We start from the raw sequence: 14,807 nt of genomic DNA on the forward strand, positions 1-14,807 counted from the left end.
GATGCGGGCCAAGCACGTCTTCCACCTGGCAACGAAAGAATTGCGCGGGCTGCTGCGCGACCCGCTTTTGTTGGTGCTCGTTCTTTATGCTTTTTCACTGGACATTTATGCAAGCGCGACGTCGCTGCCCGAGGCGTTGAACCGCGCTTCTATCGCGATCGTGGATGAAGATGCTTCGCCGCTCTCGCGGCGTGTCGCTGACGCCTTCCAGCCGCCTTATTTCGGTCCTCCCACCCAGATCGACATCACCGAAGTGGATGAACGAATGGATGCGGGAATGGACACGTTTTCGCTTGTGATACCGCCCGCGTTTCAGCGCGACCTTTTGGCGGGGGACGGGCCCGAACTACAGCTGAACGTTGATGCCACACGGATAAGTCAGGCGTTCACCGGTGCCGGCTATATTCAGGCTATTGTAAGTCAGGAAACCAGTGGCTGGCTGGCACGGGATATGTCGCCTACAGAGTCGCCCGTCGAACTTGAGGTCCGTGCGCGCTTCAACCCGTCTCTTGATCCGAGCTGGTTTGGTGCGCTGACCTCGATCATCAGTTCCGTCACCATGCTGTCGATCATTCTTTCCGGCGCCGCTTTGATCCGCGAACGCGAGCATGGCACGATCGAACATCTGCTGGTCATGCCGGTGACAGCGGCAGAAATCATGACAAGCAAGGTGATCAGCATGGGGGGCGTGGTGCTGGTGGCGGCCGCGCTTTCGCTTACGTTTATGGTTCAAGGGGCTCTGGGCGTACCGATTGAAGGATCGGTGCCGCTGTTTCTTTTGGGCGCGGCCCTGCACCTTTTCGCCACGACATCGATGGGGATCCTTTTGGCCACGATTTCGGGGTCAATGCCGCAGTTCGCCATGCTGCTTATGATGGTGCTGCTACCGCTGGAAATCTTGTCCGGGGGCATGACCCCGCGGGAATCGATGCCCGAGGCGGTGCAGTACGTCATGCTGGCGGCGCCCAACACGCATTTCATCGCACTGGCGCAAGCGGTTCTGTTCCGCGGCGCGGGGCTGGCGGTCGTCTGGCCGGAACTCGTGGCTCTTGTGGTGATTGGGGCCGCGTTATTCGCATTCGCCTTGCGCAGATTTCGCGACTTGTTGCGTTGACATGGGGCGGTGGGTGATACTGGCTAACCTTTGTGGAACGGCCCTGACCCCAGACCAACCGTTGCCCGCCCAGCAAAACGCTTGCCGGCCGCATGACCGGCATTGGCCAACGCAAGGTAGTGCTTGCGCGCCAGGCTGTGTCTTCAGCAGCTAGAACCGCAACGCGAACTTGCAGTCATGCGCCAGATCAACATGCGTCTAAAATCTGAAAATATTGGTCGGAGTGAGAGGATTCGAACCTCCGACCCCTGCCTCCCGAAGGCAGTGCTCTACCAGGCTGAGCTACACTCCGACCGTAGGGCCGCGATTTAAAGACTGGGCTGCACCTTGGCAAGAGGATTCGCGCCCGCTCAGCGTTTCAAGAATGCAGAAATGCGGGGCGTGCCGGGGGAAATGCCGCGCGAGCGTGTCCGGAGGACAGGCGTGGTACGCGATGCGCCACCACGGCTTTCGCGAAAGACGATATAGAGCCCCGAGACGATGATGACGGCCGCTCCGACAAGTGTGGGGACATCGATGCTGTCGTCAAAGATAACTACGCCAAAGAATGACGCCCATATGATCTGGCTGTACTGCATCGGTGCAACAATCGCCGCTTCGCCCGCGTTATAGGCCGCGATCAACAACAGCCCGGCCACAAAGCCGAATAGAGATACGATCGCAATCATGCCCAAGTGTTCAATTTCCATTGGGCGGTACACGGTTGGCAACATCGCCCCCATGAGAACAAAGATCGCCACCATGGGATAAACCATCAAGACCACAGGCCGCTCGTCCCGTCCAATCCGCCGCAAAATGACGGATGACACCGAATTGCCCACCGCAGAGAGCAAGGCCGCCGCATGGCCGAGAGTGAATTCCGTGGCGCCAGGGCGCAAAACGATCAACACCCCGCACAGGCCCACAACAACTGCCACCATGCGGCGCCAGCCTACCGGCTCGCCCAGAACGGGAATGGACAATAGGGTGATAAGCAGTGGCGCCGCAAACAGCAGTGCGTAGGTTTGCGCCAAGGGCAGCACGGAGAAGGCGTAGAATGCGCTCAGCGCAGTGACGACAGACGACAGTGTGCGTGCTGCAATCCAGCCAACATTCACAGGACGCAGTGTGCCGGATTTCGGATCGCGCATCAGCAACAATGCGACGAGAGGAAACGAAAACAGCGTCGAGAAAAAAACCACCTGAAACGGCGAAAACGACCCGCCCAACAGTTTGATGAACACGTCGTGAGTGGCAAAGATCGCAAACGCCAATAGCGCCAGTAGGATGGATTTGACGGACATGAAGGCACCGTTGGTTTGGGTGGTCTTGGGCCCACGGTAGCGCTCTGGGGTGGATTGGAAAGGGGGCACAAACATTTTTCGATTGCTATGCAGGATCGGTGTTCAGGCAAACCAATAGCCGACGTTCCATGTCGACCCAGGATTGATGTGCCCCCAGGCCCGGCCCGAAAAGATCATTCCAGTCGTGTCGTGCAGGTTTGGGCAGGGCCGCGTTTCAGCCCATCGACCACGACCGTGTCGCCGTATTGCCGAACGCGCTGTTGAGAATTATCCGTGGTATCGCGTGAACGAACCCGATCCTGCCCGCAAGCATGGTCCGCGCAGCGCGCGGGTACTTTGCAATGCCGTGCAGAACTCTGATCAACCTTGCCTGCCATCAACGGACTGCCCGACGGATGCCAGTTAGGGTAAAGCTAACAAACGGCGGCGATTTGTGATTGATTTGGACAGCAATTCGGCCACACGACAAGAAAGACTGAGCTCAGGGATGCCAACGGAATGACACGCCAGATATGGATTGAAACGGTTCGTCACGCAATTGACGAATTCAGCGGGACCGACGGCCCCTTGCTGCCCGTGTTGCACAGGATCCAGGACACCATGGGATATGTCCCGCCCGAGGCACTGCAACAGATCGCGGACGCATTGGGTGTCACCCGCGCCGAAGTCCACGGCGTCGTATCGTTTTACCACGGCTTTCGTAACGCCCCGCCTGCGGATCATATCGTCAAGATTTGCCGGGCCGAAGCCTGCCAAGCCCGTGGCGCCCAAGCGCTGGTTGATGGTGCCCGGATCAAGCCGGGTGAAACGGCCGCCAATGGGAAGGTGCAAGTGGAAGAGGTGTTCTGTCTTGGCCTTTGCGCATGTGGACCAGCGGTGTTGGTTGATGGCCAGCCGGTTGGACGATTGGACGCGCAGCGCCTGAACGACATTCTGGTGGAGTGCGGGGCATGAAGATTTTCGTTCCCCGCGATGCTGCTGCCCGCGCGCTCGGGGCGGATGAGGTGGCCGAAGCGGTGGCGCTGTGCGCGCCTGATGCGACCGTTGTGCGCAATGGATCGCGCGGCATGGTGTGGCTGGAACCGCTTGTCGAGATCGAAACCGAGACAGGTCGCGTGGCGTTCGGTCCGATTTCCCGGGACGAAGTGCCAGCACTGATCGCCGCGCCAGACGCGCATCCCAAAGCGCTTGGCGCGGTGGAAAAGATCCCGTTCTTCGCGCGGCAATCGCGGCTGACCTTTGCGCGCTGCGGCGTGACGGACCCACTGTCGCTGCAAGACTATCGCGAACATGGCGGGTTGGTCGGGCTTCGGGCGGCATTGTCCGATCCCGATGCAATTGTCGCGGCGATCACCGAAAGCGGGCTGCGTGGTCGTGGCGGGGCAGGGTTTCCGACCGGCCTCAAGTGGAAAACCGTCGCCCAAGCAGACGCCGATCAGAAATACATTGTCTGCAACGCGGACGAGGGCGATAGCGGCACTTTTGCCGATCGCATGTTGATGGAAGGCGATCCGTTCTGCCTGATCGAAGGCATGGCGATCGCGGGTGTCGCCGTCGGTGCGACCAAGGGGTTCATCTATCTGCGCTCGGAATATCCTGACGCCATTGCCGTAATGCGCGAGGCAATTGATATCGCGCGGCGCGACGGGCTTCTTGGCCCGTCGGTGTTGGGCGATGGCCCTGAATTCGACATCGATCTGCGTGTAGGCGCCGGGGCCTATGTCTGCGGTGAAGAAACGGCATTGCTCAATTCGCTTGAGGGCAAGCGCGCCGTGGTCCGCGCCAAGCCCCCGTTGCCGGCGTTGCAGGGCGCTTTTGGCAAGCCGACTGTCGTGAACAACGTGATTTCCTTGGCCTCGGTGCCGTGGATCATGGCCAAAGGGGCCGCGGCCTATGCAGATTTCGGGCTGGGCCGGTCGCGCGGGACGATCCCGATCCAGATCGGCGGGAACGTAGCGCGGGGCGGTTTGTTCGAAGCCGACTTTGGCATGAGCCTTGGCGAGTTGGTTGACGATATTGCTGGCGGCACGGCCAGCGGGCGACCGGTTCGCGCCGTTCAGGTCGGCGGGCCGCTTGGCGCCTATTTCCCGCGTGAAAAATTCGACACGCCTTTTGGATACGAAGAATTCGACGGGCAGGGTGGTTTGATCGGCCATGCCGGGGTCGTGGTGTTTGATGACAGCGTCGACATGTTGGCCCAGGCCCGTTTTGCGATGAAATTCTGCGCCAAGGAAAGCTGCGGCAAGTGCACCCCGTGCCGCGTGGGCGCAGTGCGCGGCGTGGAAACCCTAGACCGGATAGCCGCGGGCGATGGGGACGCACGCGCAATTCTGGAAGACCTTTGCAACACGATGAAATTCGGATCGCTCTGCGCACTGGGCGGTTTCACCCCCTACCCGGTGCTCAGCGCGTTGGATCACTTCCCCGAAGATTTCCCCAATTCGCAGGAGGCCGCGGAATGAAGGATTTCGTCATCCCAGATGCTGACCATGGCACCCCCGCCAGGACGGGCCCGCCCGTCGCGCTGACCATTGATGGGCAAAGTGTCACCGTCCCCGAAGGCACCAGCGTCATGCGCGCGGCCAAGCTGGCAGGCATCGCCGTGCCCAAGCTGTGCGCGACGGATAGTGTCGAGGCGTTCGGCTCGTGTCGGCTGTGTGTCGTCGAAATCGAGGGAATGCGCGGCACGCCGGCGTCCTGCACCACGCCCGTGGCCGAAGGGATGGTCGTCCGGACCCAGAGCGCTCCGGTTCAGCGCATCCGCAAAGGGGTGATGGAGCTCTATATCAGTGACCACCCGCTCGATTGTCTGACCTGTGCAGCGAACGGGGATTGCGAATTGCAAGATATGGCCGGCGTCGTTGGTCTGCGCGATGTGCGCTACGCAGCAGGCGAAAACCATTTTGATACCCGTAGCGCCGGGGCAGAAAATCCGCTGTATATCCCAAAGGATGACAGCAACCCCTATTTTTCTTACGACCCAGCCAAGTGCATCGTATGTTCGCGTTGTGTGCGTGCCTGCGAAGAGGTGCAGGGTACCTTTGCGCTGACCATTGAAGGGCGCGGCTTTGACAGCCGGGTCTCGGTCGCCGCCCCCGATTTCATGACCAGCGACTGCGTGTCGTGCGGCGCCTGCGTGCAAGCTTGCCCCACGGCCACGTTGCAGGAAAAATCTGTCGCCGAATTGGGGACGCCGACCCGTTCTGTCATCACCACCTGCGCCTATTGCGGTGTCGGTTGCAGTTTCAAGGCCGAATTGAACGGCGACCAGCTTGTCCGGATGGTGCCTTACAAGCACGGTAAGGCAAACCGGGGACATAGCTGTGTCAAAGGCCGGTTCGCCTATGGGTATGCAAGCCACGCTGACAGAATCCTGAACCCGATGATCCGAAACAGCATCGACGAGCCATGGCGCGAGGTCAGCTGGGACGAAGCCTTGGCATTTGCCGCCAACCGCTTGCAAGCGATCCGGTCAAGCCATGGGCGCAATGCGCTCGGCGTCATCACGTCGTCCCGGTGCACGAACGAGGAAACCTACCTTGTGCAAAAACTGGCGCGCGCGGTGTTTGGTACTAACAACACCGATACCTGCGCGCGCGTGTGCCATTCGCCCACGGGGTATGGGTTGGGCCAGACCTTCGGGACCAGCGCCGGGACGCAAGACTTTGACAGCGTCAAAGCGTCCGACTGCGTGATTGTAATCGGCGCAAACCCGACAGATGGGCATCCTGTTTTTGCATCCTTGCTACGAAAGCGGCTTAGACAAGGTGCTGAATTGATTGTCGTTGACCCGCGGCGGATAGATTTGCTCAAGACGCCTCACATGGGCGCGGGCCATCATCTGCCGCTTACGCCCGGCACTAATGTCGCGGTCCTGTCGGCCATGGCGCATGTGATTGTTACAGAAGGATTGATAGACGAAACTTTCATCAAGGACCGCTGCGACTGGAACGAATTTCAGGAATATGCCGCTTTCATCGCCGATCCGCGCCACGCGCCCGAAGCAACTGCGATGCTCACCCAAGTGCCTGCCGCTGACCTGCGCGCGGCCGCGCGTGCCTATGCCAAAGCACGCAATGGCGCGATTTACTATGGGCTGGGCGTGACCGAGCACAGCCAAGGATCAACCACCGTGATGGCGATCGCCAACCTTGCGATGCTGACCGGCAATATCGGGCGGCCGGGCGTGGGTGTGAACCCTCTGCGCGGTCAAAACAACGTCCAAGGCGCGTGCGATATGGGGTCGTTTCCCCATGAGCTGCCTGGCTACCGACACGTCAAAAATCCCGAGGTGCGCAAGATTTTCGAAACCCTCTGGGGGACTCAGATCGACGCCGAACCAGGGCTGCGCATTCCCAACATGCTGGACGCAGCCGTCGCGGGTGATTTCAAGGGGCTCTATGTGCAGGGTGAAGACATTCTGCAATCCGACCCCGACACGCGGCACGTCGCCGCCGGATTGGCGGCGATGGATTGCGTGATCGTGCACGATCTGTTCCTGAACGAAACCGCCAACTACGCACATGTATTTCTGCCGGGCAGCAGCTTTTTGGAAAAAGACGGCACGTTTACCAATGCCGAACGTCGCATCAACCGGGTGCGCCGGGTCATGGCGCCCAAAAACGGCTATGAGGATTGGCAGGTCACGCAGTTGCTGGCGAACGCAATGGGCGCGGATTGGGGCTATACCCATCCGGCCCAGATCATGGCCGAGATTGCCGCGACCACGCCGGGTTTCGCCAATGTGACCTACGAATTGCTCGAAGAAAAAGGCAGCGTGCAATGGCCCTGCAACGATAGCGCGCCCGACGGCACGCCCATCATGCATGTCGATGGCTTCGTGCGCGGTAAGGGGCGGTTCATCGTGACTGAATATATCCCGACAGATGAGCGCACTGGCCCACGCTTTCCACTGCTGCTGACGACGGGGCGGATTTTGTCGCAATATAACGTCGGCGCACAGACCCGGCGCACGGAAAACAGCCGCTGGCACGACGAAGATGTGTTGGAAATGCACCCCTCGGACGCCGAAAATCGCGGACTTCGTGACGGCGACTGGGTCTGTCTGGCCAGCCGGTCGGGCGAAACATCATTGCGGCTGACGATCACAGACAAGGTCAGCCCCGGCGTTGTCTACACAACCTTCCATCACCCTGCGACGCAGGCGAACGTGGTGACAACCGACCATTCTGACTGGGCAACGAACTGCCCGGAATACAAGGTCACGGCGGTGCAGGTCAGCGCGTCGAACGGGCCGACCGGCTGGCAGGACCGCTATGCAGAGCGCGCTGCGCGCTCACGCCGCATCGAGGGTGCAAAATGACGGGCGACGATATTACCTTGCCGCACGAGGTAGCGGTTGCGTTGGTATTCAACGGATCAACCGCGGCTGTGATGATGGCGTCACCCGACGACCATATGGACTTTCTCCGCGGTTTCGCGGTCAGCGAAGGTGTCGTCGGCGCGGCGCGCGACGTGACGGATATTGAGGTGATCGATCACCCCAACGGGATCGAAGTGCGCGGGCGCATACCTGAAAACCGTGCCAAAGCCCTCAACGCCAGGCGCCGCGCACTGGTCGGGCCAGTGGGGTGCGGGCTGTGCGGGATCGAAAGTCTGGATGCGGCGATGTCCAGCCCGCCGTGCGTGCCCGCCGCTGCTGCCGGTATCCGCGCGGCTGCCCGTGCGGCCCTGGCCGAACTGGACCGACTCCAGGCACACCGGGCCGAACCACGCGCCATGCATGCCGCAGCTTTCTTCAACACCGCGGGGATTGTCCTGATGCGCGAAGACGTAGGTCGCCACAACGCGCTGGACAAGGTGATCGGCGCGGTGGGCGGCATGGATGTTTCAGCGGGGGGCGTTTTGCTCACGTCGCGTGTTTCGCTGGATTTGCTGCAGAAATGCGCGCGTGCGGGGGTGCCCGCGCTGTGCAGCGTATCACGTCCCACACGCGCGGCAGTTGACCTGGCGCGCCGGGTCGGCATGACGTTGTGCACCCTGACCCCGCAGGACGATCTGGTGTTTTCGGCGCCCGGTGAGGTGCCGGAATGAACGATGAAAAGCTGATCCGTATGGCCAATCAGATCGCCCGGTTTCATGCCACGCAAATGGACGGTCATGCCGGGTCTGTCGCGGACCATTTGAAAGATTTCTGGGCCCCGCCGATGCGGACAAAGCTGGCGCGCGTCGGACAGGCCGATCCGGACGCATTGCACCCGCTGGCGCGCGAAGCACTGGCGTTGCTGCGCGCCACCAGCGACCCATCCGACGATTGACAAGCCGAGCGCGCTGGCAAAAGGTTGCGGCCCTGCAAGGGAAGGGACTGACACTGTGAAATTGGGGATCGCGACGCTTGTGCTGGCCTATGTGCTCAGCCAGTTTTACCGGGCATTTCTGGCTGTCCTGGCCCCCCAGCTGCAGACCGATATTGGCGTGGCTGCGGATGTCCTTGGGCAGGCATCGGGAATTTGGTTCCTGACATTCGCAGCGATGCAGATCCCGGTCGGCTGGGCGCTGGACCGGATTGGACCGCGCATCACGGCTTCGGTGCTGCTGGCCTTGGGCGGCGGTGGCGGAGCGTTCTTGTTCAGTGTGGCGCAAGGTCCCTTGGCGATCAACGGCGCGATGGCGCTGATCGGAATCGGCTGCTCGCCTGTACTGATGGCCTCTTACTATATTTTTGCGCGCATGTACCCGCCGGCCATTTTCGGAACGCTTGCGGGCGCGATACTGGGCACGGGGTCCTTGGGAAATATTCTGGCCTCGAGCCCGCTTGCCTGGGCGGCCGAGACCGTCGGGTGGCGGGGGGCTATGGTGGCTCTGGCGGTTGCGACGATCGTTGTGGCGGCATTCCTGGCGTTGGTTTTGCGTGATCCGCCGCGCGTTGAGCCCCATGACGACGGCGGATCGCTTCTGGATATTTTAAAGATGCCGGTCATCTGGCCGATCCTGGCGATCATGTTCGTGAACTATGCCCCTGCTGCGGGTATTCGCGGGCTTTGGGCCGGACCTTACTTTGCGGATGTGCATGGCCTTGATGCGGTGGGCATTGGCCGCGCGACGCTGATCATGGGCATCGCGATGATTATTGGCAGCTTTGTCTATGGCCCCTTGGACCGCGTGCTTGGCACGCGCAAATGGGCGATCTTTGCAGGCAATGGTTTGGGGGCGCTATGCCTTGCGGGGCTGGTTTTGTGGCCCGGTATGTCCCCTGCCATGGCAATCGCATTGATTGCGGCGATCGGGTTCTTTGGGTCGTCATTTCCGTTGATCGTGGCACATGGGCGCAGCTATTTCCCGCCGCATTTGACTGGGCGGGGGGTTACCCTGTTGAACCTGTTCGGTATCGGCGGAGCAGGTGTGATGCAGATCGTCACAGCGCGCACGTTTGAAATCGGAACGACCGCCCCGGTCCAATACCAGATCGTTTTTGCCACTTTCCTTGTGGTGGTGATTTTGGGTCTTGTGGCGTATCTGTTCAGCCGTGACACAACGCACTGAAACCCCGGCAGGCCCCCTGCGCTTCTGCCTTGCTGCCAGGCGTGGCGACGATCACGTCCTTGGGCGGGGCGCGACGCCATTGGATGTACTTGCGCACAGCTTGAAGGGCCGTAGCGTCGCGCTGGTCGGCAACGCGCGGGCCCTGGTTGGCACGGATCATGGCGCCGCGATTGATCGCGCTGACATCGTCATCCGCATCAATCGCGCCCCGATGCCTTCTGCCCAAAGCCACGGGACCCGTACCGATTGGCTTGCCCTGGCCACATCGCTGAAGCGGTCCCAGTTCGCACGGATTGCGCCGTCGCGCCTGCTGTGGATGTCCCACAAACGAAAGCGCCTGAAACGCTGGATGGCGCGGGGTCCAGCCTTCACGCTGTTTCCCAAGGCCCGCCATGACGCGCTGGAAAAACGATTGCGGTCTCGTCCGACGACAGGTGCCCTGCTGATCGATTGGCTTGCGGAAACCCAGGTGGCGCAGCTCGACCTGTTCGGGTTCGATTTCATGTCATCGCGGTCTTTGTCGGGACACCGCGACGCGGCAAAGGTTCCACACGACTTCGGGGCGGAAGAAGCCTGGGTCATGGCGCTGATTGATGCCGATCCGCGCGTGACGCATCACCGGATGGAATAGGCCCAATCACACGAATTCCCTTTAACCGGCGTGCGCATTGGATTATGTGCCAGCGCTGAACCGCAAGACACCTGATGTGCAGGAGTTAAGGAGCAGGAAAATGGGCTATAAAGTCGTCGTCGTCGGCGCCACGGGCAACGTGGGTCGCGAAATGCTGAACATCCTCGCTGAACGTGAGTTTCCGGTTGATGAAATCGCGGTACTTGCCAGCCGGAAGTCGCTGGGCACAGAAGTCAGCTTTGGCGACAAGACACTGACCACCCAGGACCTTGATGCTTTTGACTTCACTGGCTGGGACATGGCCCTGTTTGCTGTCGGGTCGACCGCGACCAAGGAATACGCCCCAAAAGCGGCCAAGGCCGGCTGCGTGGTGATCGATAACTCATCGCTCTATCGCTATGATCCGGACATCCCGCTGATCGTGCCCGAGGTGAACCCGGACGCCATCGAAGGGTATGCAAAAAAGAACATCATCGCGAACCCCAACTGTTCGACCGCGCAGATGGTTGTGGCGCTGAAACCGCTACACGATCGCGCGCGGATCAAGCGCGTTGTTGTCAACACCTACCAGTCGGTGTCGGGTGCCGGAAAAGAAGGTATCGACGAGCTGTGGGATCAGACCAAGTCGATGTACAATCCCACAGACGACAAACCGGCCAAGAAGTTCACCAAGCAGATCGCGTTCAACGTGATCCCGCACATCGACGTCTTCTTGGAAGACGGTTCGACCAAAGAAGAATGGAAAATGGTCGCTGAGACGAAGAAAATCGTCGATCCGGCGATCAAGGTCACGGCAACCTGCGTGCGTGTGCCCGTGTTCGTTGGCCATTCCGAAGCGATCAACATCGAATTCGAAGACCACCTGGACGAAGAAGAAGCGCGCGAAATTCTGCGCACGGCCCCTGGCGTTCTGGTCGTTGATAAGCGCGAAGACGGCGGCTATGTCACCCCGGTCGAATGCGTCGGGGATTTCGCGACCTTTATCAGCCGCATCCGTCAGGACAGTACCATCGACAACGGGATCAACCTGTGGTGCGTCAGCGACAACCTGCGCAAAGGCGCGGCCCTGAATGCGGTGCAGATTGCCGAGCTTTTGGGGCGCCGGGTGCTGAAAAAGGGCTGAACAGGCTTTCGGCCGCAATGACACACGAATGTTTGCACAAGGGCGCTTTCGGGCGCCCTTGTTTTTTGGTTAACGGTAGGCAAAGTTGGTCTACGTTCATTTGTAGGAGGCCGGGCCTTGCGCTATTCGCTTATTCCGATTTTGTTTTTCCCGATTGCAGCCATTGCCGAGGATTTTTCGGTCCAAGCCCCGGTTGCGTCGGCCGAGGTCTATCCCCGCGGGGCCTTGGTGACCCGGATTGCCCAGGTTTCCGTGCCAAAGGGCCAGCATCGGTTGATCGTGACAGACTTGCCTCCGTTCGATCCGGCGACCATGCAAATTTCGCTCGGGGGTGGTGCGGTTGTGTCTTCGACGCAGGTGGTAGATGCGTCTCTGGCATCGGCCACCTTCTACGAGCGCCCGGAAATCCAGCAAGCGCAAGCTGTCTTCACCGAAGCCCAGTCTGCGTTGCATGCAATTGAACTCGAACGTGCAGAAGCGCAGGCGGCGATCGAGGCCGCCAAGGCCCGCATAGAATTTGCAAAGGGTCTTTCGCAGGGGGAAGGCGCAACGCCCGATCGCCAAGCCATCTATGATTTGGCCGGCGTCGTCGGGGGGCTGGTCACCGACGGAATGAAGACGCGTATTGCGGCGCAGCAAAAGCTTGAGGCGCTCGCGTTTCGTTTCTCGGCGGCCGAACGTGATCTGGCCCGCGCGCGCGAAGCGCTCGAGGAAGTCATGCCCAAAGCCGGTGTATTCCAGTCGGTCATCCTGAACGTCTCGGCCGATGCGGCGCTCGAGAGCACGCTGGAGATAACCCACGCTGCTGACGCATCTTGGTCTCCGAATTACGAGGTGCGCGTGACCACCGGCGACACCCCGATGCTCGAAATCAAGCGGCGCATTGGCCTGACCCAGCAGACGGGGCAAGATTGGACCGACGTCGATCTCAGTTTCTCGACCCTCACACCTTCTGACGTTCTGGATGCGCGCGAACCTGCGCCGCTGCCCCGGCGCATTGCAAAACCAACGCCGCAACCGGCGCAGCCCCGCATGGAAATGGACAGTCTTGCATCGGGCCTGAAAGCGGCCGTTCAGGCCGAGCGTCGCGATCATGTTGCAACCCAGTATCTTGGGATGGATGTGCGGTATGCGCCCGCTGCCAAGATGGACGTCGCGTCGTCCGAGCTTGGCGGCCAAGTCACACAGGTCGAGCTGGACATGTTGTCTTTCGATCTGGCCGATCTCTATGCGATTGCTGTGCCACAAGAATATGAGACCGCTTTTCTGCGGGCCAAGGTCAAGAACATCACCGACGAGGTTCTGTTGCCCGGTCAGGCGACCTTCTATCGCGATGGTCTCTTGGCGGGTGGCGGGCAGCTTCCGATGCTTGTGCCAAATGCCAGCAAGGAAATCGGTTTGGGCGAAATCCGCGGTTTGCGTCTCAAGCGGATTATCCGGGACCGGCTGGAAGGCGACAGCGGGATCATAACACGCGCCAATGAAACCACCGAACAGGTCGTGCTGCGGGTCGAAAATATCACCGACCGTGCGTGGGATGTCCGTCTGATGGACCGTGTTCCCTATTCCGAACAGGAAGACTTGCAGATCACATGGAGCGCTGACCCGACCCCGACTGAAGAGGATGTTGATGGAAAACGCGGGGTTCTGGCCTGGCGGAATCAGGTTGCGCCAGACCAAACATGGAATGTCACCCTGTCACATAGAATCAAATGGCCCGAGGGGTACATTCTGCGTTGAGGATTCGCGGCAAACCTGGGGCACTGAAGGCAATGCGGTGCCGACAATGTGGCAGCAATGTGCGTTTGACATTTCCGTAACCTGCTGAAAACGCTTTAAGAAAATTGTAACTCCGCGCCTAATTCATTCCCTATTTCCGCTAAGTTCTTGAAATTGCGACGGCCAAATATGGCCGGCTCGTAACGTTCGGAATATTGATTAAAACTCTCTCGTTAACACCCGAGACGCCCTTGAGCACTCGTGCTCAATTGTTGGTGGGAGCAACGAGAGAGCAAGGAAATTCGATGTTCAGAGTTTCGTTCAATTTCGACACGCTTCTTGCCGAAGCGCAGCCGGTAAAGCCGGTCAAGACTTCGGCAAGACGAAGTGCCAAGGCAAAGACCAGAGAGGGCCTATCCCGCCGGGAAATGTGCCAACTGTTCTTTCCAAGCGCGATCCAAAGTGGGAAATGCGCCCGCTGCCATGGAAATTGTTTCGCCTGAACACCTGACTATCAAAAAGGAGCTAACAAATGACCAACATGATCGAAAAAGCCCGCGCCAACCGTACCCGTGCCCTGCGTATGTATGCCTTGCGCACCGCATCCGTCACCAACGTGTTCGGCCCGGTGCCCGGTCTTGAAGACGGTTCCGAAGCCGCACGTCAGATCGTCACGGATGACACCCGTCGCCGGGCGCACCGTTCGGCCCCGCGTTTCGTGTCTACACGCCAGATCCAGACGCCTCACGCGGCCTGATCAGATCGCCTCGAATTCCTGTGTTGCGGGGATGTATTGATACAGTCCGCCCTCGCCGATGTCCGTCCACAGGCCATGCAGTGACAACGTTTCACGCTCGACGGCCTCGCGCACAAAAGGGAAAGTCATGAGATTGTCCAGCGACGTCAAAACGGCCTGGTGTTCCAAGGCGCGCAAGCGGGCCGCAGGGTCTTCGATTTCGGCAACCTTGTCGTATCCTGGTCTGAGGATATCCATCCACCGCCCCACGAACGACGTCTTTTCTTCCAGCGCAGGTGCCTTGCCGCTGCACATGTCGTGGCAACCCAGCACGCCGCCGCAACTTGAATGGCCCAGCACAATGAGATGCGCGACTTTCAGAGCGGTGACTGCGTATTCAACCGTGGCCGAGGTGCCGTGATGATCGCCATCGGGTTCATAGGTTGGAACCAGGTTCGCGATGTTGCGGTGAATAAAGAATTCGCCTTGGTCGGCCCCGAAAATCGATGTGACGTGAACACGTGAGTCGCAGCACGAAATGACCATAGCGCGCGGGCGCTGCCCTTCGTCAGCCAAACGGCGATACCAGGCCTTGTTTTCGGAATAGGTTGTGGCTTTCCAACCTTCATACCGTTTGGCCAGGTAAGTCGGCAGAGGTTTTGCGTAGTTCATCCGGCTATCCTTTGTGTTTTCGGGAA

Annotated in this window: 13 protein-coding genes and 1 tRNA gene; 11 read left to right on the plus strand and 3 right to left on the minus strand. The window is 60.0% G+C overall.

The window, feature by feature from the left end; translation table 11 throughout:
* Nucleotide 1 precedes the first annotated feature (1 nt).
* The gene (locus ACP2AV_RS09795) at nucleotides 2-1,114 is read left to right on the plus strand and encodes an ABC transporter permease (protein WP_426372518.1); all 1,113 of its coding nucleotides are present in this window, start codon (nucleotides 2-4) and stop codon (nucleotides 1,112-1,114) included.
* A gap of 215 nt (nucleotides 1,115-1,329) precedes the next feature.
* Here the strand turns inward: ACP2AV_RS09795 and ACP2AV_RS09800 are convergent.
* Together ACP2AV_RS09800 and ACP2AV_RS09805 are read right to left on the minus strand one after the other, a co-directional pair.
* Nucleotides 1,330-1,406 (minus strand) — tRNA-Pro (locus ACP2AV_RS09800).
* 58 nt (nucleotides 1,407-1,464) lie between these two features.
* Nucleotides 1,465-2,397: a DMT family transporter gene (locus ACP2AV_RS09805; RefSeq protein WP_426372635.1), complete on the minus strand. Its 933-nt coding sequence runs from the start codon at nucleotides 2,395-2,397 to the stop codon at nucleotides 1,465-1,467.
* Between the two features lie 498 nt (nucleotides 2,398-2,895).
* Here ACP2AV_RS09805 and ACP2AV_RS09810 point away from each other — a divergent pair, with 498 nt between their 5' ends.
* From ACP2AV_RS09810 to ACP2AV_RS09855, 10 genes are all read left to right on the plus strand, one after another.
* On the plus strand, nucleotides 2,896-3,351 hold the full coding sequence (locus tag ACP2AV_RS09810; RefSeq protein WP_426372519.1) for an NAD(P)H-dependent oxidoreductase subunit E: 456 nt from the start codon (nucleotides 2,896-2,898) through the stop codon (nucleotides 3,349-3,351).
* Nucleotides 3,348-4,859 (plus strand): formate dehydrogenase beta subunit, encoded by a 1,512-nt coding sequence (locus ACP2AV_RS09815; protein ID WP_426372520.1) that lies wholly within the window; start codon nucleotides 3,348-3,350, stop codon nucleotides 4,857-4,859. The genes ACP2AV_RS09810 and ACP2AV_RS09815 overlap by 4 nt, the downstream gene beginning before the upstream one ends.
* Nucleotides 4,856-7,720 (plus strand): formate dehydrogenase subunit alpha, encoded by a 2,865-nt coding sequence (gene fdhF, locus ACP2AV_RS09820; RefSeq protein WP_426372521.1) that lies wholly within the window; start codon nucleotides 4,856-4,858, stop codon nucleotides 7,718-7,720. Before ACP2AV_RS09815 ends, fdhF begins: the two co-directional genes overlap by 4 nt.
* Nucleotides 7,717-8,451 (plus strand): formate dehydrogenase accessory sulfurtransferase FdhD, encoded by a 735-nt coding sequence (gene fdhD, locus ACP2AV_RS09825; RefSeq protein ID WP_426372522.1) that lies wholly within the window; start codon nucleotides 7,717-7,719, stop codon nucleotides 8,449-8,451. Before fdhF ends, fdhD begins: the two co-directional genes overlap by 4 nt.
* A complete protein-coding gene (locus tag ACP2AV_RS09830; protein ID WP_426372523.1) occupies nucleotides 8,448-8,675 on the plus strand; it encodes a formate dehydrogenase subunit delta in 228 nt (75 codons plus the stop codon). The genes fdhD and ACP2AV_RS09830 overlap by 4 nt, the downstream gene beginning before the upstream one ends.
* Nucleotides 8,676-8,730: 55 nt before the next feature.
* Nucleotides 8,731-9,900: an MFS transporter gene (locus ACP2AV_RS09835; protein ID WP_426372524.1), complete on the plus strand. Its 1,170-nt coding sequence runs from the start codon at nucleotides 8,731-8,733 to the stop codon at nucleotides 9,898-9,900.
* A 100-nt stretch (nucleotides 9,901-10,000) separates the two neighbouring features.
* On the plus strand, nucleotides 10,001-10,531 hold the full coding sequence (locus ACP2AV_RS09840) for a glycosyltransferase family 29 protein (protein WP_426372525.1): 531 nt from the start codon (nucleotides 10,001-10,003) through the stop codon (nucleotides 10,529-10,531).
* Nucleotides 10,532-10,631: 100 nt separating this feature from the next.
* On the plus strand, nucleotides 10,632-11,654 hold the full coding sequence (locus ACP2AV_RS09845) for an aspartate-semialdehyde dehydrogenase (RefSeq protein ID WP_426372526.1): 1,023 nt from the start codon (nucleotides 10,632-10,634) through the stop codon (nucleotides 11,652-11,654).
* A gap of 117 nt (nucleotides 11,655-11,771) precedes the next feature.
* Entirely contained in the window at nucleotides 11,772-13,394 is a 1,623-nt protein-coding gene (locus ACP2AV_RS09850) for a DUF4139 domain-containing protein (RefSeq protein WP_426372527.1), read from the plus strand.
* Nucleotides 13,395-13,905: 511 nt separating this feature from the next.
* Nucleotides 13,906-14,130: a hypothetical protein gene (locus ACP2AV_RS09855; RefSeq protein WP_426372528.1), complete on the plus strand. Its 225-nt coding sequence runs from the start codon at nucleotides 13,906-13,908 to the stop codon at nucleotides 14,128-14,130.
* On the opposite strand, the gene ACP2AV_RS09860 is transcribed toward ACP2AV_RS09855, so the two are convergent.
* A complete protein-coding gene (locus ACP2AV_RS09860) occupies nucleotides 14,131-14,781 on the minus strand; it encodes a carbonic anhydrase (protein ID WP_426372529.1) in 651 nt (216 codons plus the stop codon).
* Nucleotides 14,782-14,807: the final 26 nt, after the last annotated feature.

It is taken from the genome of Aliiroseovarius sp. PTFE2010 (assembly GCF_049943335.1).
Classification (GTDB): Bacteria; Pseudomonadota; Alphaproteobacteria; order Rhodobacterales; family Rhodobacteraceae; genus JBNFVY01.

Bases quoted from the DNA above. Each gene is read 5' to 3' on its own strand.
- ACP2AV_RS09795 (WP_426372518.1), top strand. From the start codon at position 2: ATGCGGGCCAAGCACGTCTTCCACCTGGCAACGAAAGAATTGCGCGGG.
- ACP2AV_RS09810 (WP_426372519.1), top strand. From the start codon at position 2,896: ATGACACGCCAGATATGGATTGAAACGGTTCGTCACGCAATTGACGAA.
- ACP2AV_RS09845 (WP_426372526.1), top strand. From the start codon at position 10,632: ATGGGCTATAAAGTCGTCGTCGTCGGCGCCACGGGCAACGTGGGTCGC.
- ACP2AV_RS09855 (WP_426372528.1), top strand. From the start codon at position 13,906: ATGACCAACATGATCGAAAAAGCCCGCGCCAACCGTACCCGTGCCCTG.
- fdhD (WP_426372522.1), top strand. From the start codon at position 7,717: ATGACGGGCGACGATATTACCTTGCCGCACGAGGTAGCGGTTGCGTTG.
- ACP2AV_RS09805 (WP_426372635.1), bottom strand. From the start codon at position 2,397: ATGTCCGTCAAATCCATCCTACTGGCGCTATTGGCGTTTGCGATCTTT.
- fdhF (WP_426372521.1), top strand. From the start codon at position 4,856: ATGAAGGATTTCGTCATCCCAGATGCTGACCATGGCACCCCCGCCAGG.
- ACP2AV_RS09830 (WP_426372523.1), top strand. From the start codon at position 8,448: ATGAACGATGAAAAGCTGATCCGTATGGCCAATCAGATCGCCCGGTTT.
- ACP2AV_RS09860 (WP_426372529.1), bottom strand. From the start codon at position 14,781: ATGAACTACGCAAAACCTCTGCCGACTTACCTGGCCAAACGGTATGAA.
- ACP2AV_RS09815 (WP_426372520.1), top strand. From the start codon at position 3,348: ATGAAGATTTTCGTTCCCCGCGATGCTGCTGCCCGCGCGCTCGGGGCG.